The sequence below is a fragment of the Butyricicoccus sp. AF18-9LB genome, assembly GCF_027684505.1.
Lineage (GTDB): Bacteria > Bacillota > Clostridia > Oscillospirales > Butyricicoccaceae > Agathobaculum > Agathobaculum butyriciproducens.
Window position 1 is genome coordinate 151,078 of the sequence record NZ_JAQCWA010000001.1, and the last position, 23,804, is coordinate 174,881.

At 57.3% G+C, this 23,804-nt stretch carries 21 protein-coding genes; all 21 read right to left on the reverse strand.

Features of this window, described 5'->3' with window-relative positions:
• Positions 1-46: 46 nt before the first annotated feature.
• On the reverse strand, positions 47-1,201 hold the full coding sequence (gene ftsZ / locus PGY33_RS00700; RefSeq protein WP_118360333.1) for a cell division protein FtsZ: 1,155 nt from the start codon (positions 1,199-1,201) through the stop codon (positions 47-49).
• A gap of 257 nt (positions 1,202-1,458) precedes the next feature.
• Positions 1,459-2,532: a cell division protein FtsQ/DivIB gene (locus PGY33_RS00705; RefSeq protein WP_118479192.1), complete on the reverse strand. Its 1,074-nt coding sequence runs from the start codon at positions 2,530-2,532 to the stop codon at positions 1,459-1,461.
• Positions 2,533-2,550: 18 nt separating this feature from the next.
• A complete protein-coding gene (murG, locus tag PGY33_RS00710) occupies positions 2,551-3,690 on the reverse strand; it encodes an undecaprenyldiphospho-muramoylpentapeptide beta-N-acetylglucosaminyltransferase (protein WP_118479190.1) in 1,140 nt (379 codons plus the stop codon).
• 249 nt (positions 3,691-3,939) lie between these two features.
• Entirely contained in the window at positions 3,940-5,208 is a 1,269-nt protein-coding gene (locus tag PGY33_RS00715) for an FtsW/RodA/SpoVE family cell cycle protein (RefSeq protein ID WP_118479188.1), read from the reverse strand.
• A 22-nt stretch (positions 5,209-5,230) separates the two neighbouring features.
• Complete coding sequence (gene mraY / locus PGY33_RS00720) at positions 5,231-6,214, reverse strand: phospho-N-acetylmuramoyl-pentapeptide-transferase (RefSeq protein ID WP_118479186.1); 984 nt, start codon at positions 6,212-6,214, stop codon at positions 5,231-5,233.
• Positions 6,211-7,593 carry a UDP-N-acetylmuramoyl-tripeptide--D-alanyl-D-alanine ligase gene (locus PGY33_RS00725; RefSeq protein ID WP_270476933.1) on the reverse strand — a complete coding sequence of 461 codons (1,383 nt, stop codon included), beginning with the start codon at positions 7,591-7,593 and terminating at the stop codon, positions 6,211-6,213. The genes mraY and PGY33_RS00725 overlap by 4 nt, the downstream gene beginning before the upstream one ends.
• A gap of 283 nt (positions 7,594-7,876) precedes the next feature.
• Positions 7,877-9,310, reverse strand: coding sequence for a UDP-N-acetylmuramoyl-L-alanyl-D-glutamate--2,6-diaminopimelate ligase (locus PGY33_RS00730; protein WP_270476935.1), 1,434 nt, complete (start codon positions 9,308-9,310; stop codon positions 7,877-7,879).
• 9 nt (positions 9,311-9,319) lie between these two features.
• Positions 9,320-11,719 (reverse strand): penicillin-binding transpeptidase domain-containing protein, encoded by a 2,400-nt coding sequence (locus PGY33_RS00735; RefSeq protein ID WP_118479180.1) that lies wholly within the window; start codon positions 11,717-11,719, stop codon positions 9,320-9,322.
• Positions 11,720-11,808: 89 nt separating this feature from the next.
• On the reverse strand, positions 11,809-12,306 hold the full coding sequence (locus tag PGY33_RS00740) for a hypothetical protein (protein ID WP_118753400.1): 498 nt from the start codon (positions 12,304-12,306) through the stop codon (positions 11,809-11,811).
• A gap of 37 nt (positions 12,307-12,343) precedes the next feature.
• A complete protein-coding gene (rsmH, locus tag PGY33_RS00745; RefSeq protein ID WP_118360325.1) occupies positions 12,344-13,279 on the reverse strand; it encodes a 16S rRNA (cytosine(1402)-N(4))-methyltransferase RsmH in 936 nt (311 codons plus the stop codon).
• Positions 13,280-13,296: 17 nt separating this feature from the next.
• Entirely contained in the window at positions 13,297-13,716 is a 420-nt protein-coding gene (gene mraZ / locus PGY33_RS00750; RefSeq protein WP_227600590.1) for a division/cell wall cluster transcriptional repressor MraZ, read from the reverse strand.
• Positions 13,717-14,495: 779 nt separating this feature from the next.
• Entirely contained in the window at positions 14,496-14,951 is a 456-nt protein-coding gene (locus PGY33_RS00755) for a hypothetical protein (RefSeq protein WP_110436330.1), read from the reverse strand.
• A gap of 2 nt (positions 14,952-14,953) precedes the next feature.
• Positions 14,954-15,439, reverse strand: coding sequence for a pantetheine-phosphate adenylyltransferase (coaD, locus tag PGY33_RS00760; protein WP_118285617.1), 486 nt, complete (start codon positions 15,437-15,439; stop codon positions 14,954-14,956).
• A 5-nt stretch (positions 15,440-15,444) separates the two neighbouring features.
• The gene (gene rsmD / locus PGY33_RS00765) at positions 15,445-15,996 is read right to left on the reverse strand and encodes a 16S rRNA (guanine(966)-N(2))-methyltransferase RsmD (protein ID WP_118285618.1); all 552 of its coding nucleotides are present in this window, start codon (positions 15,994-15,996) and stop codon (positions 15,445-15,447) included.
• Between the two features lie 110 nt (positions 15,997-16,106).
• On the reverse strand, positions 16,107-17,930 hold the full coding sequence (gene uvrC, locus PGY33_RS00770; protein ID WP_118479176.1) for an excinuclease ABC subunit UvrC: 1,824 nt from the start codon (positions 17,928-17,930) through the stop codon (positions 16,107-16,109).
• An 89-nt stretch (positions 17,931-18,019) separates the two neighbouring features.
• Positions 18,020-18,283 carry an HPr family phosphocarrier protein gene (locus tag PGY33_RS00775; protein ID WP_107632189.1) on the reverse strand — a complete coding sequence of 88 codons (264 nt, stop codon included), beginning with the start codon at positions 18,281-18,283 and terminating at the stop codon, positions 18,020-18,022.
• Between the two features lie 239 nt (positions 18,284-18,522).
• Positions 18,523-20,916 carry an endonuclease MutS2 gene (locus tag PGY33_RS00780; RefSeq protein ID WP_118479174.1) on the reverse strand — a complete coding sequence of 798 codons (2,394 nt, stop codon included), beginning with the start codon at positions 20,914-20,916 and terminating at the stop codon, positions 18,523-18,525.
• A 102-nt stretch (positions 20,917-21,018) separates the two neighbouring features.
• Positions 21,019-21,405, reverse strand: coding sequence for a hypothetical protein (locus PGY33_RS00785; RefSeq protein WP_118479172.1), 387 nt, complete (start codon positions 21,403-21,405; stop codon positions 21,019-21,021).
• 82 nt (positions 21,406-21,487) lie between these two features.
• A complete protein-coding gene (gene recO, locus PGY33_RS00790) occupies positions 21,488-22,243 on the reverse strand; it encodes a DNA repair protein RecO (protein ID WP_118479170.1) in 756 nt (251 codons plus the stop codon).
• Positions 22,244-23,140: a GTPase Era gene (era, locus tag PGY33_RS00795; protein ID WP_118479168.1), complete on the reverse strand. Its 897-nt coding sequence runs from the start codon at positions 23,138-23,140 to the stop codon at positions 22,244-22,246.
• Between the two features lie 194 nt (positions 23,141-23,334).
• On the reverse strand, positions 23,335-23,802 hold the full coding sequence (locus tag PGY33_RS00800; RefSeq protein ID WP_118285623.1) for a diacylglycerol kinase family protein: 468 nt from the start codon (positions 23,800-23,802) through the stop codon (positions 23,335-23,337).
• Between the last annotated feature and the right edge of the window lie 2 nt (positions 23,803-23,804).

A 23,804-nucleotide genomic window follows, 5' to 3' on the forward strand; every position in this document is an offset into this window, starting at 1 on the left:
ACAAAACAGCCCTGTTACGGGCTGTTTTGAATAGCTATCAGTTAGATTATCGGTTGTCCTTATCGAAGATGCGCATCAGAACATCAAATGCAGCATCGTCAGAGCCAACATCGGACGACGGCTTGGAAGCGGTTGCGCGAGCCGGCTTCTTGTCAGCCGCTGCGGTAGCAGCCTCGGTGAACAGGCCGGTGGAGCCGGAAGCCTTGTCCTTATTGCCGTCCATGCTCATCTTTGCGGAGTTCGGAACATTGTCGAAACCGGTTGCGATTACAACAACGCGGATCTCGTCGTCCATGTTCTCGTCGATGAATGCACCGAAGATGATGTGTGCATCCGGATGAGCCGCCTGCTGAACCATGGTAGCTGCGGTCTCAACTTCATCGAGGCCGATATCGTCAGAGCCGATAACGGAAACGATAACGCCGTGAGCCATGTCGATCGAGGTCTCGAGCAGCGGGCTGGAAATTGCCTCGCGTGCAGCCTCTGCAGCCTTGTCCTTGCCTGCAGCAGAGCCGGTGCCGATGTGAGCGAAGCCTGCGTCCTTCATGACGGAGGTAACGTCCGCGAAGTCCAGGTTGATGAAGCCCGGAACGGTGATCAGCTCGGAAATGTTCTTAACTGCCTGACGCAGAACGCCGTCAGCGATCTCGAATGCGTTCTTGAAGGTGATCTTCTGCTCGGATACATACTTCAGACGCTCGTTCGGGATGATAACGAGGGAGTCTACATTCTTGTTCAGCTCTTCGATGCCGCTCAGCGCCTGTTCGAGACGCTTCTTGCCCTCGAATGCGAACGGACGGGTAACAACGCCGACCGTCAGGATGCCCAGCTCACGAGCGATCTGTGCAACAACCGGAGCTGCACCGGTGCCGGTGCCGCCGCCCATGCCGGCGGTGATAAATACCATATTGGTGTTAGCGAGAGCCGCTGCGATCTGATCCTTGCTCTCCTCAGCAGCCTTGCGGCCGATCTCCGGATTTGCGCCTGCGCCCTGACCCTTGGTCAGCTTCTCGCCGATCTGGATCTTCGTGCTGGCCTGCGAATAATTCAGAGCCTGCATATCCGTGTTGATGGAAACGAACTCAACACCCTGTACACCGTTCTCGACCATGCGGTTTACAGCGTTGCCGCCGCCGCCGCCGACACCGATGACCTTAATGTTTACTACGTTATCCAAGCCCTGTTCAAACTCAAAACCCATTGTCGTTGTCCTCCGTTTTATGATAAAGAATCGTTCTTTGATTATCAATTACCGCGTTTGAGGGCACTTCGCCCCTATTGTTTTAATTTTACCTCGATTTATTCTATTTTGCAACAGGAATTAGCGAATTCCTCAAAAAAAACTTAATCTTTTCCGTGTCTTTCCCGCAAACCGGCGGGCGATACGGAAAAAGGCTGTATTTTTTCGCGTTTTCCCTTGTGTTTTCGGTTATTTTCGCCAGTATAGGCAGAAAAAACTCAGCCTTCGCCATCGTAGCTGTCGTCATAATAGCTGTCATCGTAATACGATTCGTCGTAGGAATCGTCGTAGCTGCCGTCATCGTAGGATTCGTCATAGGACGAATCGTCCGAGTTATCCGAATCATCGGAATAATCCGAGTTATCCGAACTGTCCGAGCTGTCGCTGCTCGAATCGGTCGAGTCATCGCCGTTCGTATTGTCGGTCGTACCGACTTCGCCGTCCGGATTGGTGTACGCCGGCGAGGTCACCGGATTGTCACCTGCCTGATCGGTACCGGAGCGTGCTACATCCTCCGCCGTCTCCGGCACAAAGTGCAGACGGTTCTGTGCATCCCAGTACAGCCGCCCGATATCCGATGCCGAAAGGCGATCGCTGATAACGGTCTGTGCAAACCGAAGACGGTACGTCAGATCGTCCAGTGAGCCTGCGCGGATGTCGAACCGCTTGTCATAGCCGATGCGCACATCGGTCAGGTCGTTCAGATTGAGGAAGCTCATCTTTTCGAGCAGACCGGCAGCATCCATGTTCTCCAGCACGTTCAGCATGGCGTCAACGTGTGCATCCGTGCCGGTATCAAGGAAATCCCCCATCTGTGCATTCAGCGTAACGCCAAGCACGATCGGCAGACCGCCGTCCGCGGCGTTGTTCTCGAGCACCTTGCCGCCCGCACTGATATAAGTGAACGTGTTATCCTCATTCCTCACGGCAGCCGCCGCTGTGCATTCGGTGACAGTCAGCACCAGTCCATCCGGCAGCTTGCGGCGCAGCTGTGCGCTTTCCAGATACGGGAAGCTGTGCATCAGGTCGGACAATACGCGGTTTTTGTTCCACAGATAGAGATTATCGCCCTTTTGAACATCCATACCGGCGATCAGCTCCTCCGAGCCATACTGCTTGGCGCCTTCCACCGAAATGGTCTTAACCTTGAAGAACACGGTCATCGCCACCACGGCAGCCGCCAGAACAATACCGGTCAGCAGCACGCGTCCCAGCACACGAAAGATTTTCCTGCCGCGGCGCTGCTGCTCCATCTGGTCGGGCGTGTGCTTTTTTCGCCTTCTGCGTCTCATCACAGCATCCCTTCTTTGTTACTTCTTGCCATGGTTTTCGATTGCCCAGAGGATCTCCTGATAGATTTTCTCGCTTGCATCGTGCGCCGCCAGCTTTGTCGCGTCGTGCCCCATCCGGTGCAGACGGTCGCGGTCGCTCAGCAGATTCTGAATCTCGTCGTACAGCACCTGCGAATTGGCATCCTTCTCGAGCAGAACACGGCAGCCGCCCTCCTTTTCGAGCGCGCGCGCGTTCTTCTCCTGGTGGTTCTCCGCCACATACGGAGACGGCACCAGCAGTGCCGGACGGCCGAGCATGCACAGCTCACCGAGAGTGGCCGCACCTGCGCGGCACACGATCAGGTCAGCCGCCGCCATGCGGTCGGCCATGTCGTAGATGTACTCGGTCACTTCGATGTTCGGGTGTTCGTCAAAGTCGGCGCCCTGCTCCTTCGCCATTCTGGGCAGCCACTCACAGGCCGCCGCACCGGTTGCGTGAACATGGTGATAGGGCACGCCGTTTTTACATTCGAGCGCCAGCTCACCAGCCATGTGCTCGTTCATGTACTTTGCACCCATCGAGCCCCAAAAGGAGACGACCAGTTGGTCATCATCGGTCAGACCGAACTTCTCGCGTGCCTTTGCGCGATCTGCCGCCAGAATCTCACCGCGCACCGGCGCACCGGTCAGAATGATCTTATCTCCGCCGCCGAGCAGCTCCTTTGCCTGCTCAAAGCAGACAAGCACGCGGTCCGCGTCCTTTGCGAGCATCTGCGTTACCTTGCCGGGCAGCGCGTTGACCTCGAGCAGAACAGTCGGAATGCCGAGCTGCTGTGCCGCGCGTACCACCGCAAACGACGCATAGCCGCCGCAGCCGATCACGCAGTCCGGCTTGGCCTGTTTCAGCAGCTTCTTCGCCTTGCTGACCGCCGAGACAGCCAGCTTTGCCGCCTTCAGATTGTGCAGAATGCCCTTCGGGCTCATCGAACGCGACATGCCGATGATCTCGATGGTGTCCAGCGGGTATCCCTCACGCGGGACCAGCTTATTTTCAATGCCGCGTGCCGAACCGGCAAAACGCACCGTCGTCTGCGGCTGCTTTTTTTCAAAATAGCGTGCAATGGCAAGACCCGGTGTAACGTGACCGCCCGTGCCGCCTCCCGTAATGTACAGTTTCAAAACTGAGTTCCCCTCTCCTGTTTGTTACTTTTCAAATGCAAGGTAGGATCACATGGTCCGGCAAAGCCTGTTTACCGGATCATGTGGTACTGCCTGACAGCAATATCACAGTCATCGAGGCTGTTTGTATGCTGCAAACAGCCTCGATTTGCATAAGGCAACACCGCACAATTAAGGCAGCGGCTTCTTGCGCAGGCTCCGGTCGCGCTGCCGCGGCGCTTTGCGAAAATTATGCGGTATTGCCATAACTTAATCCTGATTTCTTCCGTCAATCCGCATATACCGCGATATATTGAGCAGGATGCCCATCTCGCCGAGCTGCAGCAGCAACGCTGTGCCGCCATAGCTGAAAAACGGCAGAGCCGCGCCGGTTACCGGCATGATGCCGGTGACAACGAACAGGTTCATCAGCGTCTGGATAGCCAGCTTGGCGGTGATGCCGGTCGCCAGAAGACTGCCGAATTTATCCGGTGCATAGCGCGCCACACGGAATCCGCGGTAAATAAGGTACGCGAACAGCAGAATGACCAGCAGAGCGCCGATCAGACCCATCTCCTCGCACCAGGTGGCGAAGATGAAGTCATTATGCGGCTCCGGCAGGTATAGCTGCTTCTGCAGGCCGTTGCCGAGTCCGCGGCCGAGCAGGCCGCCCGAGCCGATGGCGATCTGGCTCATCGAGCCTTGCAGACCTTTGTTCGCCATATCCGAAAACGGATTGAGCCAGACCTCAAAACGGTCTCGTACATGCTTAAACGCAACATAGAATGCCGCAACTACGCCTGCACCCAGTCCCAGAATCGGCGCAAAGTACCACAGGCGCATGCCGCCTGCCAGCAGGATGATAATGCCGATGCCGCAGATGATGATCATCGCCGAGGTATGTGGCTCCAGGTACAGCAGACCGATGTACAGCGCCAGCAGCAGACCGTACGGCTGCACCATGGTCTTGACGCTGCGCACGCTCTTCGGGTCACGCGCCACCCAGTAGGAAAAGCAGATGATGACGGTCAGCTTTGCGATCTCAGACGGCTGAAAGCCGAACAGCCAGCGTTGTGCATTATTAACCGTTGTACCGATGCCCGGTATCACAACCAGAATCAGCAGCGCGACCGATATCCACATGATGATGTTGTGAATGCCCGCGTACATGCGGTACGGAATCTTGGAAAGAACGATCATCGCCGCAAGACCGATCGCGGCGAAAATGCCCTGACGCATGATAAAGTATGTCGCGCTGCCCTTGTAGAACATCGCGTTGGTATAGCTTGCCGAGAACAGCGCGATCAGACCGGTGATCAGCAGCAGCAGCACCGAGAAGAACACACCGGTATCCCAGATGTGCGCCTTCATGCTGCGCATGCGTCTGCGCTTCGGCTTTGCGGTGCCGGTATGGTAACGCTCCTTCGGCACCGGCTCCCGCGAAGGACGCGCCGTTTTGCCGCTCGGCGCATTCCGCGGCATGGGACGGCGCGATGCCGGCCGGTACTGCGGATTCGTCTTTCCAGTTGTCGAAGCCATAGGGTTACCTCCGAATTACGAATTAAAACAGCGGTGCGAGCGCCACATGGTAGGCCAGCAGACACAGCACAACCGTGATGCCGGTGAATACCAGCACGATTTTCTTCTCGCACCAGCCGCACATTTCAAAGTGGTGGTGGATCGGCGCCATCTTGAACAGGCGCTTGCCGTGGGTCGCCTTGAAGTAGGTGACCTGCAGGATAACGGACAGCGTTTCGATGATGTAGATCAGACCGACCAGCAGCAGGATGAGCGGCATTTCACACGCAAATGCCAGACCGGCAACCGCACCGCCGAGGAACAGCGAGCCGGTATCGCCCATGAACACCTTAGCCGGATTGAAGTTATAGCGCAGGAAGCCCAGCAGCGCACCCGCGAGTGCCGCCGAGAAGATCACAACGCCCATGTCTCCGCGGCGGAAGCCGACGAACACGAAGAAGATGGCAACCGGAAGCGTAACGCTTGCCGCCAGACCGTCGATGCCGTCGGTCAGATTGACGGCGTTGTCCGCGCCGACGATAACGAAGGCCGCGAACACGATATACAGCGGCCACGGCCAGCTGAACGAAATGCCTGTGAACGGAATCCACAGCTGCGGCAGACCGCTCGACCCCAGGAACAGCACGAGCACAAACACGCCGGCAACCAGAATCTGGAGCACCAGCTTCTGCTTCGGGGTCAGACCCGCGTTTTCCTTTTTCTTGATCTTGGCGTAGTCATCGACCAGACCGACCGCACCGTAGGCCACGGCAAGGCCGAGCACCGCCAGCGACGAGACCGAAATCTCACCCATCACGATATTGCCGATAATGACTGCCGCCGCGATACCGATAATGAACATAAAGCCGCCCATTGTCGGAATATTCTGTTTGTTCATGTGCCATTTCGGTCCGATTTCGAGAATCTTCTGACCGAATTTCATTTTTCGCAGATAATTGATGACCGCCGGACCGATAGCCAGCGTAATCACCAGTGCGACCGCGAAAACAAGCACAGCCTGTTTCATGCTTCAACTTCCTCCCCTAAAAACATTGCAAGTGCGCGTTCCATGCGCATGCCGCGGCTGCCCTTGAACAGCAGCGCGTCTCCCTTTTTCGCGTCCTCGCGCAGTGCCGCGACAAGTGCGGTCTGATCGTCGAACGCATAGGCATGCTCCATGCCCTTCTCTCTGGCACCGGCTACCATGGCCGCTGCATCCGGACCGTAGGCGTACAGGGCGTCCGCGTACTGCGCCGCCGCACGACCGGCACGGCGATGACCTTCCTCGGCGTAATCGCCAAGCTCGAGCATCGAGCCGAGAACCGCAAACCGGCGGCCGTCCCCGGCCATGCCGCCAAGCACGGACAGCGTAGCCTCCATCGCATCCGGACTTGCGTTGTAGCAGTCCGCATAGATTTGGTAGCCATCCTGCTCATAGATGTTCTGGCGCATGCCGCTCGCCTGATAGCTGACAAGTCCCTGCACGATCAGCGCGGGCGTTTCACCGAGCAGCAGACCGACGGCTGCCGCCGCCAGTGCATTGAGCACGTTATGCTTGCCCGGAACACTCAGCTTCGCGGTGAATTTCTCTCCGACCGGCAGGTGCGCCGCAGCAAGACCGTTATTTACTATATCAAATGTACCGTCGCTGTGCAAGTGTGCAATGAGGTCGCAGTCGGAATTTTCGATGCCATATGTTACCACCTTGCAGCCGAGGCTGCCGCGTTTGTCCCACAGAAGCGGCTCATCGCCGCAGAGAACAGCCGTGCCGCCCTCCTGCAGACCCTCGAGAATCTCCAGCTTGGCCTTGCAGATGCCCTCACGCGAGCCGAGGAACTCGATATGTGAGGTGCCGATGTTGGTGATAACCGCCAGATTCGGTCTGGCAGCCGCCGTCATGCGGGAAAGCTCACCGAAATGGTTCATGCCCATCTCGGCTACCAGCACTTCAGTATCTTTCGTCATACGCATGAGCGTCAGCGGCAGACCGATCTCATTATTCAGGTTGCCTTCTGTCTTCTGTGCGCGGAAACCCTGCGAGAGAACAGCATACAGCAGCTCCTTGGTGGTGGTCTTGCCGACCGATCCGGTCACGCCGACGACCTTGCCGCCGCACATCGTGCGGTAGCCGCCCGCGAGGTCAAGCAGCGCCTGCGAGGTGTTCTCAACGTACAGCGCCGGCACCGGATACTCCTCATTCTCGCGGTGACTCATCACGGCGGCGGCGCCGTTCTCGATGACCTTGCCGATGAAGTCATGCGCGTCAAACCGTTCGCCCTTGATCGGCAGGAACAGCGCCTCCGGCGGAATCTGCCGCGAATCGGTCGTGACCGCCGTCAGAGCCGCCTCACCCTTCGCTTCGCCGTGTGTCCATGCCGCCGCCTGCGCTAATGTAAATCGTTCCATGCCGTTTCCCCCAATAATTATCAAATCTCGCCGCTGCTTGCAGCGGCTTACATTAAGACAGGTTTTCCTTTCGGAAAACCGTGTCTTTGTTCCCGTCCGCAGACGACCATGTGCTTGCACATGGTATTCAATTAGAAATTGCCTGCAATTTCATAAAAACCGGGAGCATGTATCTCGGTTTTTATTCCCCGACCCAGCCGCCTTGGGCGGCGTCATTCGGGTTTCGGAGAACGGTTTCCTTAGGAACCGTTCTCCGTAGATAGGGGACTTTTGAAGTCCCCTATCACGCGAAATATTCCGCTACGATCTCGCGTTCATCCATGTGGTGCTTCACATGGTTTACTTCCTGATAGGTCTCATGTCCCTTGCCCATCAGCACGATGATATCGTCCTTCTGCGCATGTGCAAGTGCCCAGTGGATCGCCTCCGGACGGTCCACGATGACCTGCATCGGCGTATCCGAATCCTTCATGCCCTCGAGAATATCATCGATGATGGCCTTCGGCTCCTCGGTGCGCGGATTATCGCTCGTTACAACGCAGAAGTCCGCGAGATCCGCCGCAATTTTACCCATCTTCGGGCGCTTGGTGCGGTCACGGTCTCCGCCGCAGCCGAACAGAGCAACAACACGGCCCTTGGCAAAGCCGCGAACGGCCTTGAGCACGTTCTCCACGCCGTCCGGTGAATGTGCGTAGTCGATGAGCACGGTGTAATCCGTATCGGTCGGCACGACCTCAACGCGGCCCTTAACACCGGTTGCGGTTGCCATGGACTTCGCCGCAGCCGCAAGCGGCATGCCGAGCTGCAGCACGATGCCGAGTGCGGTCAGTGCATTCTCGACCGAGAAATGACCCGGAATCGGCAGCTTGACATCTGCCTTTTCACCCTGATACTGCGCGGCAAACTCCACGCCGTCCGCGTGCAGCTGCAGGTCAGTGGCTTCGAGATCGGCCTCCGGCTTGCCGCAGGAGAAGGTCATGCACGGGCACTTTGCGTCCGCGAGCATCTTCTCCGCCGCAGCGTCATCCAGATTGATAACACCCTTCTTACTGATGGAGAACAGCAGCGCCTTTGCCTTGCGGTACTCCTCCATGGTCTTGTGGAAATCGAGGTGATCCTGCGTCAGATTGGTGAACGCGCCTACCGCAAACGGAATGCCGTGCACGCGGTCAAGCACCAGAGAGTGCGAGGAAACCTCCATGATCACATGCGTGCAGCCTGCGTCTCTCATGCGGGCAAACAGCGCGTGCAGCTCGTAGGATTCCGGCGTGGTGCGCTCGGTTTCGATCACTTCATCACCGATGAGGTTCTGGTTGGTGCCGATCAGACCCACCTTGTAACCTGCGTCCTCAAGCATGTGCTTGACGAGGTAGGTCGTGGTGGTCTTGCCGTTGGTGCCGGTCACGCCGAGCATGACCATGCTCTCTGCCGGATGACCGAAGCGGTTTGCCGCGATCTCAGCCAGCGCAATACGGGAATTCTCCACAACGACTGCGGGAACGCCCTCCGGCGCCTCCTCGCAGACAACGGCTGCCGCGCCCTGCTCCATCGCCTTGGCGATGTACTTGTGGCCATCGGTCGCGTAGCCGCGGATGGCTACAAACAGGTCGCCCGGCTGTACCGCGCGGGAGTCGTAACGCACTTCCTTGATGTCAACATCCTGCGCGGCAGTGCTGTTTTTCACTGCTACATTCTTCAAAAGTTCCTGTAATTTCATAATTTCCTCCTATCGGTCGTTGACCGTCGTTGTATCGGAAAATTCTACCGTGACAACCGCACCGAGGCTTACCTTGGTACCGGCCTCCGGACTCTGCTTGGTCGCGGTGGTATCGCCTGTGATCTGCGCGGACGAAACACCCTTCTGCTTGAGGTACAGACCGTACTCCTCCAGCGTATCGCGGCACTCATCCGGCGACATGCCGGACAGATTAGGCACTTCAACGGCCTCAGTCGGCTTTTCCTCGCCCATGTAAACGATAACCTTGCCGCTGGCCGCAATGCGCATGCCTGCGCTCGGCACCTGATCGGTGACGGTATCGCCGTCGCCCTTGATGATGCAGTCAAAGCCTGCGTCGGACAGCGTGGAAATCGCATCGTCGCGCGTCTTGCCGGATACACTCGGCACGGTCAGCTCACGGCGGTCACTCTCGCTGTCGTCGTAGACCGGCGTAATGCCGATATACGGCAGCACATCCTCCATGATGCGGCCGACAACCGGAGCGGCGATCGTACCGCCGGTATGCGTTGCGGATTCCGGCAGGTCGTTGATGGAGACCAGAACCGCAATCTGCGGGTCGTCCATCGGTGCTACGCCGATGAAAGAGGCCGTGTAGCGGTCCTCGGTATCGAGCACCTTGCCGTCACTGTCGTATTCGGGCTGAATCTCGGAGGTCGCAGTCTTGCCGCCGACGCGGTAGCCGGGCACATACGCGTTCTTGCCGGTGCCGTTTGCGACAACCTGCTCCATCGCCCCGCGCATATAAGCGGAGGTATCCTCGGAAATGACCTGACGGACCACCTCGGTCTCATTCGTGGACTTGACCGAGCCGTCTCCGCTCAGCACTTCCTTGACGACGTACGGCTTTTTCAGCTTGCCGTCGTCCACGATCGCACAGACCATGTTCAGCATCTGAATCGGCGTAACCGTGAAGCGCTGACCGAACGATGCGGTCGCCAGTGCGACTTCGTTCCAGTCACTGGCAACATCCAGCTTGTGGAACTGACCCTTGCCCTCACCCGGCAGGTCGATGCCGGTCGGCTCGGTCAGGCCGAACGCCTTGTAAAAGTTGTAAAACCGATCCATGCCGACGCTCTGGGCAATCTGCATCATCGCTACGTTGCAGGAATTCATCAGGGCTTCGGTCAGCGTCTGCATGCCGTGGCCGCTTGTGTTTGCACACTTGATCTCCCAGTTCTCCACCTGCAGGGAGCCGCCGCAGTAGTAGGTGTCCTCGGCATGGGTAGCACCCAGATCATACGCGGTGGAGACCGTCATCAGCTTGAAGGTGGAGCCCGGCTCGTAGTTATCCGCGATAACCGGATTGCGCCACGTTTTCATCAGGATATTGACGCGGGCTCTGCCCAGCTCATCCACCAGATCAGAATTGTCATGAATCGCCTCCGGCAGATTGTCCAGACCGCCCTTCTCATACCATGCATCCGGAATTTCGACCTTTACGTTCTCTTCCTTGAGGATTTTCGCAACATTTTCCTTGAGTTCGTTGATATACTTGTCGCTCGTCAGCTTGTAGGCATCGTTCGGATCAAAGTCCGGCAGGTTCGCCATTGCCAGCACCTCACCGGTCTTGACGTCCATGACGATGCCGGAAACGCCGTCTCGCGCCTCCGGATTGTCGGCAAGTGCGGTCTCGAGGTGCTTTTCCAGATAGTTCTGGATATCGCTGTCGATGGTCAGCACCAACGAGTTGCCGTCCGTCGCAGGGATATACTGCTGGGTCTCCGGCATAATGTCCTTGTTCTGCTGGTTCTGCACGCGCACCAGACGGCCCGCCGTGCCGGAAAGCTCGTCGTTATACTCGGATTCCAGGCCGTACGCGCCGTTGTTGTCGCTGCCGACGTATCCCAGAACCGCAGACAGGAAGGCGCCGTGCTGATAGTACCGCTTGGTATCCGGCTCGGAGTAGACGCCGGTGCAGTCTGCCGCTTCGAGCTTCTCATCCAGTTCCTTGGATACGTCCTTATCGACCTTCTGCGCGATAATTTCGTACTGCGAGTTCGTCTTCCGGAGCTTCTCCATCACGGTATCGTAATCCACATCCAGCGTTTCGGACAGGATGGTCGCAAGCGTCTGCTGCTGACTTTCCGCCGTGATGCCCTTCTTGACCTTGCCCTCGTCCACAACGGCCTTCGGATCGACCGTAATGCGCTCTACAGCGGCGGATTCAGCCAGAACCTGCATGTTCGCGTCGTAGATCTTGCCGCGGTTGGGCGTGATGAACGTGTCGCGCGTCTGCAGCGCTGTCGCCTGCTGCACATAGAAATCGTGATTGAATACCTGCATATACAGCAGCCGCACGCCTACCAGCCCGAAACCGATCAGTGCAAACAGCACGGTCAGCCCGCGGATACGCGTGCGCATTTGATGGTTGGGTCCCTTAACTGCCATTTAGTCAGCCTCCATATTGTTCCTGAAAAAGCGTAAGGAGTCAGAAGTTATCCACCTCTCACTCCCCTGTACGCATTGTATTCAACTGCTTATCGGATATATTCCACAAGTGCGGAAAAGCGCGCTGCCAGTGCGTTCCACAGACCGCGCAGCGTCATGCTGTCGTCTGCAACGGTGACAAGATCCGGATTAGTCAGCTCCACATATTCGATCTGCGAATTGTCCAGCTTTACCATTCCGAGCGTGTCCGTGGCGTACTGCTCTACCTCATCCATGTTCATGCTGTTCATCTGCTTGGTCGTCAGAGAAACATTCTCCGACTGCAGCTCGCTGAGCAGGTCGCTCTGCTCACTCGCTTCCGCGGTAAGCTGGGTCAGCTGCATCTGGCAGAACAGGATAAACGCCGCCGTGATCGCCACCAGAAAAATGCACGGATACACGCCCTGCATCACAGCAGGCTTGCGGCGGTGCTTCTTTTTCTTGACCGGTGCTGCCGCTACCTGCAGATGGCGTTTCGGCTGTACCTCACGCTGCGCAGGAACCTGATCTTCATATTTTCTTGCCGCGTTGTTCCTGCCAGAAGCCATCTTGCGCTTTCCTTTCTTTTGAATTTGCTTTTTCGGTTTAGATTTTTTCACAAACCCGGAGCTTCGCGCTTCGGGCGCGCGGATTCTCCTCAATTTCCCTTTCATCCGGCAGGATCGGCTTGCGCGGCGTCAGCCGAACCTTCGGCTTTTTGCCGCAGATGCATACCGGAAAGTCCTTCGGACAGGTGCAGCCCTGTGCCGCCTGCTGAAAAGCCGCCTTGACGATGCGGTCCTCCAGGCTGTGGAAGGTGATGACCGCCAGTCTGCCGCCCGGATTGAGACAGTCGATGGCTTTTTCCATCGCTTCCCGCACGGCACCCAGCTCATCGTTTACCGCAATGCGGATCGCCTGAAAGCTGCGCTTCGCCGGATGCTGCTTTTCGCGCAGTGCTTTCGCGGGCATGGCGCCCTTGATCACACGGACAAGCTCCAGCGTGGTCTGGATCGGCTTGTCTGCGCGTTCGCGCTCGATCGCCGCTGCGATCAGCGGTGCGTAGCGCTCCTCGCCGTACTCAAACAGAATGCGGCGGATCTCCTCGCGGCTCCAGCCGTTCACCACATCATACGCGGTCAGCTTCTGCTGCCGGTCCATGCGCATATCGAGCGGCGCATCCTGCATGTAGGAAAAGCCGCGCTCGGCATGATCCAGCTGTGGAGAGGAAACGCCGAGGTCGAACAGAATGCCGTCCGCACCTGCCAGTCCCTGTCCCTCGAGCACCTTGTCGATATCGCGGAAATCGCTCTTGACCGGTGTGACACGCTGCCACACATCCTTGAGGCGGTCCTTCGCGTTTTCGAGTGCTTCGTCATCTCTGTCAATGCAAATCAAACGACCGGTATCATGCAAACGCTCCGCAATGCGGAGCGAGTGACCGGCGCCGCCGGTCGTGGCGTCCACATAAACGCCGTCCGGCTTGATCTGCAGAGCCTCAAGGCAAGGCTCAAGCAAAATGGATACATGATGAAATTCCATAGTTCCCTGCCCTTTTGTTAAAAATCAATATCTTCTACGTCCGCGGCAACAACTTCCGCGTCGATCTCGTCATTGTAAGCGCGCCACTTGTCGCTGTTCCAGATTTCCGCGTGGTCGAGCTGACCGATCACGGTAACATCCTTCTGCAGCTCCGCAAAGGTACGCAGGTTTGCTGGAATGAGGATGCGGCCCTGTGCGTCGAGCTGTGCATCGAACGCATTGGCGAAGTAGTAGCGCTTGACGCGTCTTGCCTTTTCGCCGTTGCCGAGCGTGCGGATCTTGTCCTCCAGACGCTTCCATTCCGCTTCCGGATAGACGGACAGACAGCCATCGAGGCCCTTGGTGACCGTGAAGTGCTCGCCGAGCTCCTCGCGCAGCTTGGCCGGCATTGCCAGACGACCCTTAGCGTCTATGGAATGCTTGTATTCGCCCTTCACTCATTCACACCTGCCCTTCCGCTTTGGTGGAATTTGTGACACTTTACCCCACATCTCTCCACCTTGATTTTATTATAGCGGTACGGAGAATAGATTGCAAGATATTTTTTGCATTATTGCACGAAAAATTCGGGCGTTTTTCTTGCAAATTTTATAGTTTTCGCAATTTTTACGAACAGTTGTTCGATTGTGTTCGCGCGCGGTGTTTTCCTGCATTTTACTGTGAAGTGGAGAGTTATCCCAAAGTTTATCCACAGAGTGTGTATTTTTGTGCAATTTCAGCCGGACATTTTTCAGCCCGGTGGCGCAAAGTGGGTGTGAGGTTCTCTTTTTCGGCGTTGGTGGTGAGGAGTGGGTGAGGGGGTAGTGCAGACAAGGTGACGGCTGTTATCAAATAAAATTCGCAGGTGCCGTCCGCAACAACGCGTAAGCGAATTGTTCGGCACTGTCATGCCGCACCCAGCGTAGAGTTGCCGATATGTGTAGCAGTACGGTATCTGACACTGCAAACAGGTCTCGACATGGGAGCACACTGTGCTCCCCTACGGCAGAAAAAATCCTCTGCCGTTCCCCCATAGTCTCAGTTCTCTGGCAGGCAGACGCTAAGAGGAAACGGGGTGATTCACAAGAGGGGTGGAAACCTTAGGTGTCCATCCCTCTTGTGCCCCTGCCGGGCAGGCAAGTTCCGTTCGCTTCGCAAGCGACAAATTCCCGTTGTGCCGGTACCGCAAAGAACACGAAAAAGCAGCCACCCGAAGGTGACTGCCTGCATTTCGGTTTTACTTTGCGATGCTCTTGAAGCGCTGGCGTGCCTTGCGGACCTCCTCCAGACCGAGAGCCACTGCCTCCTCGGTACGCTTGAGGGTATCCTCGCAGTACTCATTTGCCACGCGGCGCAGCTCACGAGCCTGAATCTCGGCGTTGCCCTGTACTTCCTTGGCCTTGCGGCGTGCCGCTACGACGATCTCGGTCTCGGAGACCATCTGACGTGCATCCTCCTCAGCCTGACGGCGGATCGCCTCAGCCTCGCGCTTGCCGGATGCCAGCATCTCACTGCGCTTTGCAACAATTTCCTGTGCCTGCTGCAGATCGTTCGGCAGAGCCTCACGCAGCTCGTCCAGCATATCCAGCATGTGGTCGCGCTCTACGATGCACTTCTCACCTGCCAGCGGAATGCCCTTTGCGTCCTGCACCATATCATACATGCGGTTAATGAGTTCCTCTAAAGTTGCCATTTTTACTCTCCCTTTCTAATTCGGCGCACAATGTCCTGCATAATCCCCTCGGGAACAAAATCGGCGACACCGCCGCCGTGTACCGCAATATCCTTCACGATCGAGGAAGAGAGGTACATATATTCCGCACTTGTCATCAAAAACACGGTATCCAGCTCAGGGTTGAGCTTGCGGTTGGCAAGTGCCATTTGGAATTCGTATTCAAAATCCGAAACCGCACGCAGACCCTTTACGATGGCGCATGCGTTTTTCTGCTTGGCGTAGTCCGCCAGCAGGCCGCCGAAGGATTCCACCTCGACGTTTGGCAGGTCAGCTGTTGTCCGCTTTAAGAATTCCACACGTTCCTCGGCGGTAAAAGCGGGTTTTTTGTTCTGGTTGTGCATTACCGCAACGATCAGCCGGTCAAACATGACCGACGCACGGCGGATGATATCCAGATGTCCCAGTGTGACAGGGTCAAAGCTGCCCGGATAAATCGCAATTTTCATTTATTTCATTCCGTTTCGCCACTCTGCCGCTGCAGAATGGTAATCATGGTTGCGCCGTAGCGGCGTTCCCGCACGACTGCGAAGCCGTGGGAGAATCTGTCCTCTACTGCACTTTCGCATATTATTATACCATTTACAGAGAGAATGTCAAACGTTTCTATCTGTTTCAGCGCATTTTCTAAGATCACGCCGCCGTACGGAGGATCCAGAAAGATCACGTCGTACCGTTCCCTGCCTGCTTTGGAAACAAATTCCGCTGCCTCCGTGCGGTGGAGCGCCGCCTTATCCTTCACACGCGCACTTTCGACGTTTTTGCTCACGATGCCGTAAGCTGCCTTGTTGTGCTCGACAAAATCGCAGTGAGCAGCGCCGCGCGAAAGCGCCTCAATGCCAAGCTGACCGGTGCCCGCAAACAGGTCGAGCACCTCGGCACCGCGCACATGATCCTGTATCAGATTGAATACGTTTTCTTTTACCCGATCGGTGGTCGGGCGGGTGTTCATGCCGGGCACCGGCTGCAGCTTGCAGCCGCGTGCAGTTCCGGATACAACTCTCATGGTAGCCTCCTGCTGAAATTTTTTAACAATAACATCACTCTATCGTGTAGGGCGGGATGAGAGCACCCCGCCCTATGGAAACCCAGATACATCATGCGGTTTCGTAATATTTATGAATCCTGATGAAAAAATTCGTAAACGCTCTGCGCGGCATTTCTCGGCAGAATCCTTGCCAGCTCCTGCTCGGACGCCTGCCGGATATTCTCAATGCTGCCGAAGTGCTTGAGCAGGTCGGTTCTGCGCTTATCGCCCACGCCCGGGATTTTATCCAGTGTGGAGCCGCGCACCTTTTTGCCGCCCAGCTTGCGGTTATACTCGATGGCGAACCGGTGGACCTCCTCCTGCATGCGGCCGATGAGCGCAAACAGCGCCGGAGTCGCCGAGATGCCGAACTCACGGCCGTCCGGTGCAACGAGGGCACGGGTACGGTGGCGGTCGTCCTTGACCATGCCGAAGCACGGAACCGACAGCCCGAACGAATCGAGCACCTCCTTGCAGACATGCACATGACCCAGACCGCCGTCGATCATGAACGCGTTCGGCAGCGGCGCAAACTTCTCGTCGCCGTCCACATAGCGCTGCACGCGGCGCGTGAGCATTTCACGCATGGAGGCGTAGTCGTCCTGCCCGTTGGCGGCACACGCGATCTTAAACTTGCGGTAGTCGCTCTTTTTCGGCTGACCCTCGACAAACACGATCATCGAGCCGACCGTATCCTGTCCGGCGAAGTTGGAAATGTCGTAGGCTTCCAGCCGGAGCGGCAGTGCCGCCATACCGGTGACATTCTGCAGCAGCTCAAGCGATTTATGCCGTCTCTCGGACTGCTTCTCTCTGCGTTCGATCTCCTCGAAGGCGTTTTTCTCCGCGAGGCGGGTCAGCACCCGGCGTTCGCCGCGCTGCGGCACAGCCAGCTCCACCTTGCGCTCTGCGATGGATGAAAGGTATTCGCCGACGGCGTCCTGCTCCTCGATTTCATGCGAGAGCAGAACGGTTTTCGCCACCGCATTGCGCTGTGCATAATACTGCTTGATGAACGAGGAAAGCACTTCGGCAGGGTCGCTCTCGGTGACGTGGAAGAACGTGTATTCCTTATCCTGCAGCGTGCCGCCGCTGTAATGTAGCACGCAGACACACGCGCGGGTCTGTCCCTGCACAAAGGCGATAACATCCAGTTCCGCGAACGCACCCGCGACAACATGCTGCCTGGTGCCCAGCTTCTGGATGGCACGCAGACGGTCACGCAGGACGGCGGCACGCTCGAACTGCAGTTCCTCGGCGGCTTCGTTCATCTTCTCGGTCAGCTCACGCTCGAGTTTTTTTGCGTCGCCCTCGAACAGCGAGATCGCCTGTTCGATCAGCGCGTGATACTCCTCCGGACTGACCTTGCCGGTGCACGGCGCGCAGCAGCGGCCAAGGTGCAGATTCAGGCACGGACGGTCCTTGCCGATGTCCCGCGGAAAGGAACGCGCACAGCTTTTCAGGTGCAGTGCTTCACCAATCGTATCAATCGCTCGTCTTGCGGCGCCGCGGCCCATGTACGGACCGAAGTACCGCGCTCCGTCATGTACAGGCTTGGAGACAATTTTGAAATCCGGGTAGGGCAGCGTAGTGTCCAGCCGCACATAGGGATAGCCTTTGTCGTCCTTGAGCAGAATGTTGTACTTCGGCTTGTACTTCTTTATCATCGAGTTCTCGAGCACGAGCGCTTCAAACTCGCTGTCCGTGACGATGATATCGAAGTCGTCGATATGGCTGACCAGCTGGCGTGTCTTGGCGTTCAGCCGTTCGGGCGGCTGGAAGTAGTTGGACACGCGGTTCTTCAGCAGCTTGGCCTTGCCGACGTAAATCACCTTGCCGGTCTTATCCTTGTGCATGTAAACGCCGGGCTGCATGGGCAGCTTGCGCACGCGCTCCTTCAGCTGTTCTCTTGTCATGCGAACTGCCCTTCTTCCCTCAATCGTCATTTGCAAAAATAAAAGCGCCGATCAAAACAACCGGCGCTTTTCCCTCAGGACGCGATAACTTAGTCAGTAAAATTGGATGTGATAAGCTCAACCAGTGCGGAAACAGCCTCTTCCTCATCCGGGCCATCAGCGATCAGGTTGATGGTAGTGCCCTTGGTGATACCCAGGGACAGAATGCCGAGCAGGCTCTTCGCGTTTACGCGGCGCTCTTCCTTCTCTACCAGGATGGTAGACTTGAACTCATTTGCCTTCTGAATGAAAAAAGTTGCCGGGCGGGCATATAAGCCTACCTGATTGGTAACCTGTACCTCTTTTGAATACATATCTGCATCGCTCCTATTTCTTCAAATCCGTTGTATATAGTCTATCGCTTTTTTGCATTTTCGTCAAGGATTATTTCCATATGTGCCCTTTGCTTTTTAGATGAATTTTTCAAAAAACGTACTGATTTATAGGGCATTATGCCCTATTCACCGGTTTTTGATTCCTGAAACAGGTATTTTTAGGGCAATACCACATAATTCATTAAAAGAAATCTATGCGTAAACTGTGCGTGATTTCCTCAACGCAATTCGACGATTGTTACGCCCTGCTCTCCTTCGCCGTAAACACCGCTGCGGACGCTCTTGACGCGCTTGTTTTTCCGCAGATGCTGCTGCACAGCCGTACGGAGCACGCCGGTTCCCTTGCCGTGGATGACCGTGACAGACGGCAGTCCGGCCATGATGGCGCGCGACAGGAAGTTGTCCACCTCAAAGAGAGCCTCCTCGGCGCTCATGCCGCGCACATCAACCTCGCTTTCCGCCGAGCGGATGTTAAGTTCTCTGCGCGGAGCGTCACGCCGCGGCTGCGGCTTGGGCTTAGGCGCGTTCTTCTTCTCCTCCACGAGGCGCAGCTCGTTCTCCTTGACCGTCATCTTCATCGGGCCGGCCTGCACCTGCACACTGCCGTCCCTGTCCGCCGGAGCGAGCACGGTCGCAATGACGCCGCCGACGTTGAGCAGGCGCACGCGGTCGCCCTTCTGCACCGAACGAACCTCATCAGCCTCGACAACGCGCTTCTGAATGCCGCGGCGCTGTTCGTTCTCGGTCTGGGTGATGACACCGCGCAGCGCCGCCTTGGCTGCCGCAAGGTTCTGGTCGGCGTTCTTCTTCTGCGCCTTCTTTTTGAGCGTTTCCAGCTCGTCAAACACGGTTTCCGCCGTCATGCGGGCGTTTTTGAGGATGTTGTCCGCCTGTCCGCGGGCGCTCTCCATCATCTTGTCCACACGGTCCTCGGCAGCATCGCGCTCGGCGCGCATCTTGTCGCGCTCGGACTGAGCAGCGGAGCGCATGCGCTGTGCTTCTTCCTTCATCTGCTCGACACGGCGGCGTTCGCGCTCCAGTTCCGCCAGAACGTCCTCGAAGCGGGCATCCTCGGTGGAGACCTGCTCCTTCGCCCGCTCGATGATGGTCGGCTGCAGACCCAGACGAGCCGCAATCGCGAACGCATTCGACTTGCCCGGAATGCCGGTCAGCAGGCGGTAGGTCGGCTGCAGGGATTTGACGTCAAACTCGCAGGAGGCGTTTTCTACACCGTCCGTGGTCAGCGCAAAGGTTTTCAGCTCGGCGTAGTGCGTGGTCGCAGCAACGCACGCGCCCATCTGGCGGGCATAGCCGATGACGGCAACCGCCAGAGCCGCACCCTCAACCGGGTCGGTACCCGCACCCAATTCGTCGAACAGCACGAGGTCGCCCTGCCCGCAGCAGTCCATAATAGACACGATGGTCTTCATGTGCGCGGAGAACGTGGACAGGCTCTGCTCGATGCTCTGCTCGTCACCGATATCGGCGTAAACATGCTCAAACAGGCCGATTTCCGACTGCTCGTTCGCCGGGATATGCAGGCCGCTGGCCGCCATGAGCGACAGCAGACCGAGGGTTTTGAGCGAAACCGTCTTGCCGCCGGTGTTCGGGCCGGTGATGACGAGGGTGTCGTAATCATAGCCGATGGCGATGTCGATCGGCACCGCCTTGTCCTTATCCAGTAGCGGATGACGCGCGCGAAGCAGCTTGCAGCGGCTGCCGTCCTCAACAAGCACAGGCGCACAGGCGTTCATGTCGAACGACAGCTTGGCACGCGCAAAGATGAAGTCCAGCGTGGTCAGCGCATCGTAGTCCTGCTCGATGGCGCCCTTGTACATGGACACGCGCGACGACAGCTCCGCGAGGATGCGTTCGATCTCGTTTTCCTCTCGGCCTTCGAGCACCTTAATCTGGTTGTTGATTTCCACGACCTGCTGCGGCTCGACGAACACGGTCGCACCGGTGGACGAGGTATCATGCACCAGACCGGGCACATCGCCGCGGTGTTCCACCTTGACCGGCACAACGAAGCGGCCGTTTCTCTGGGTGATGATATTCTCCTGCAGGTACTTGGAGCGCTCACCCGAGATCATGCGGTTGAGCGTTTCGCGCACCTTGCCGGACACGCGGCGCAGTTCACGCCGGATGCTCAACAGCTCGGGAGATGCACCGTCCGCGATCTCCTCCTCGGAGATGATGGCGGTGGTGATGGATTCCTCCAGGTCGCGGTTGCCGGAGAGCAGACCGAAAACAGGCGTGAGCGTGGTCTTGGTTTCGTGCTCAGCATCGTACAGCAGGGCACGGCGCGCGGTCTGCAGCAGACTTGCCACAGCCAGCAGCTCGCGCGGGTTGAGCGTGCCGCCGCGGTCCGCGCGGGACAGGATCGCGCCTACCTCTCGGATGCCGCCAAAGGCAGGACTGCCCTGACGAACCATCAGGTCCTTCGCGTCCGTGGTCTGCTGCAGCCACAGCTCGGCCTGCTCGTGGTCGTCCAGCGGACGAAGCGCGCGGCATTTCTCCTTTGCCGCCTGCGATGCCGCCTGTCCGGCCAGTTTTTCCAGTATTTCGTAGTATTCCAGTGTTTTAAGGGATTTTTCGCCTAATTTGTTCATTTCAAACTCCCGTAAAATCTTCTTGTTGTTTATTCGCTTTCGCAGGGTGCGCCGAGGTCGTCGCACCCTGCGATATAGCTGTGCATTATCTTATAACTGCGTTTACCCCATCCAAACCAGCACCGCCATGACCGCCAGCGACACGATGACAAGCACCATATTCCCGCGCCAGATGCGCAGCAGCGCCGCACCGGTCTCGCCGCTTTCCTCGGCGGTGTACTGCCACTGTTCTCTCCGACCGGGGTTCCAGCACCAGATAAAGCCGAACTCGGCGGCAATGCGCTGATAGTCCTCATTCGGCAGATTGGCCTTGCAGTCGTTCAGGAAGCACCGTCCCAGCCACAGCATATATCCGACGGCGCACAGTACACCAAGCGACAGCACGAGCATCTTTGCGCTCGGTATGAGCCAGAACAAGGCGATCACACAGACGTCTGTAAGAATCAGGTTTTTGGTTACCTTCCACATGGAAACTGCTTTGCGATCCATACCGCTGCTCCTTTCTCGGGATAGGTTTGCATATCTGATGATAGATCGTGCAGGCTCATCACTTCTACACTCTTTTACACAGTTATTTTATAGGCACCTGCAGCGATTGATAAAACTGCAGACTTTCGAACCCGCGTCCGAGGTGGTACTTGACATATTCCTCCGCCATATTGCAGAACTGCTCTCTGGCGGGTCCGTTGAGCGCGAACGCATAGACCTTGTTCGGCTCGGCTGTCAGCACATGAAGCATTGCCCGCAGGGTACTGTCCACAAGCTGTGTATAACCGCCGACACGCTTCGCGCACTTTGCGTCCGCGGCTGTGCCCGCCCGAACGGAAAAGCACACCGGCGGGTTCTCGATCACCTCGCCGCACACGCCGCACGAGGTTAAATCCGGTGCGTAGCCGCTCTCGGCCATAATGCGCCACTCGAACGCCGCCTTGACAAGCTCCGGGTCGCGTTTGCCGCCCTCGAGTGCGTATAGCGCGTACAGCAGCAGACGGCACAAGGCCGGATTGTCAAAATCCGGCACAGTCAGAGCGGTTGTCAGCTCGTTTAAGTAGCACGACAGCGCGTACTTCTCAATATCGCCTGCCAGCGCGAAAAACGAGTGTACCAGGTCGGCGTCCCGCAGGGTGTAGCTGCCGCCTCTGTCGGACAGAATGAACTCCGAGTAGCACAGCTGCCGTGCCGCCGGATTTTGCTTTTTTCCGCGCCGCGCGTTCTTGCACAGGATTTCAATCCTGCGGCCGTCCTCGGTCAGTGCGGTCAAATAGCGGTCAAAGTCACCGAAATCCACCTCGCGCAGACCGAGTGCCCGCAGCTTGACCTCGGCCATTTACTGATCCTCGTAGCCGAAGTTGCGCATCTGGTACTGGTTGTTGCGCCAGCCCTCCTTGACCTTGACCCACAGCTCAAGGAATACCTTGGCATCCAGCATGCGCTCGATGTCCGCGCGCGCCTGCTGGCCGATTTCTTTCAGCATCGCGCCGCGCTTGCCGATGATAATGCCCTTGTGGCTGGCCTTTTCGCAGTAGATCACCGCGTTGATCTCCACCAGACCGTCCTCGCGCTCGTTCCAGCGCTCAATGCCGACGGCTACACCGTGCGGAACCTCGCGGTCAAGCAGGCGCAGCATCTTCTCGCGGATAATTTCAGCGACAAGCTGACGCTCCGGCTGATCGGATACCATGTCCTCCGGGAACAGCTGCGGGCCCTCGATGGCGTATTTGTCGATTTCGGTGAGCAGCTCCTCTACGCCCTCGCCGGTGCGTGCCGAGATGGGCACAACCGCGTCGAACTCATGCGCTGCCGCGTAGGTCGAAATGACAGCGAGCAGTTCTTCCTTCTTGACGGTGTCGATCTTATTGATAACGAGGATTGCCGGCATGTGATGCTGCTTGATCTGTGCGATCAGGGTTTCCTCGGCAGGACCGATGTTCGGGATCGGCTCTACCACCAGAACGGCAACGTCCACCTCGGAAACCGTGTCCGTCACCACCTTGCACATGTAGTCGCCCAGACGGGAGCGCGGCTTGTGCAGACCCGGGGTGTCCAGCAGAACATACTGCGTTTCACCGCGGCTGAGTACGCCCGTGATGCGCGTGCGCGTCGTCTGCGGCTTGCTGGATACGATGGCCACCTTCTGACCGACCAGCTTGTTTGTCAGCGTGGATTTGCCCACGTTCGGCCGTCCTACAACGGATACGACCGCAGTTTTTGTAATCTTGCTCATTATTTATCTCCAGTACAGTAATTGAGAATTGAGAATGGAAAATTGAAAATGTCGCAATCCTTGCGCGAGTTCCGTCCGCGCTGCGACAAGCTATTCTTGCGCGAGTTCCGTCCGCGCTGCGACAAGCTATCCTTGCGCGAGTTCCGTCCGCGCTGCGACGAGCTATCCTTGTGCGAATTCTCCATTCTCCATTATTATTGAATTCTTCCAAAGTGGAACACGAACCAGACAGCAATCGGCACGGTGACCACAACCGCCATGCCAAGCCACAGCCTGTACCACAAAAATTTGATGGCTGCCGCAAGCACGCCGTTTCCGATAAAGATACACGCGCCGACCGCGACGCACGCTGCCGCGCACACAAACACACCTGCCGCCGCGATATCCTTCGCGTTGCGTACCATGCCGTCATACCCGCTCGCCTGCTTGTCGCACAGGCGCTCGATGGCGGTATTCAGCAGCTCCGCGCCCATGGTAAGGCCGAAGCAGATACACAGGATGGCCGCTTCGGTCATGCTCACGCCGCCGAATACACCGAACAGGATGACGTAGAACGCCGCCGTCATGTGCACGCGGAAGTTGCGCTCGTCATGGATGCACAGCCGCAGGCCGCGGAACGCGTGCAGAAAGCTTTCGCTCAGTTTTCGGATATTCTTTTTCATGG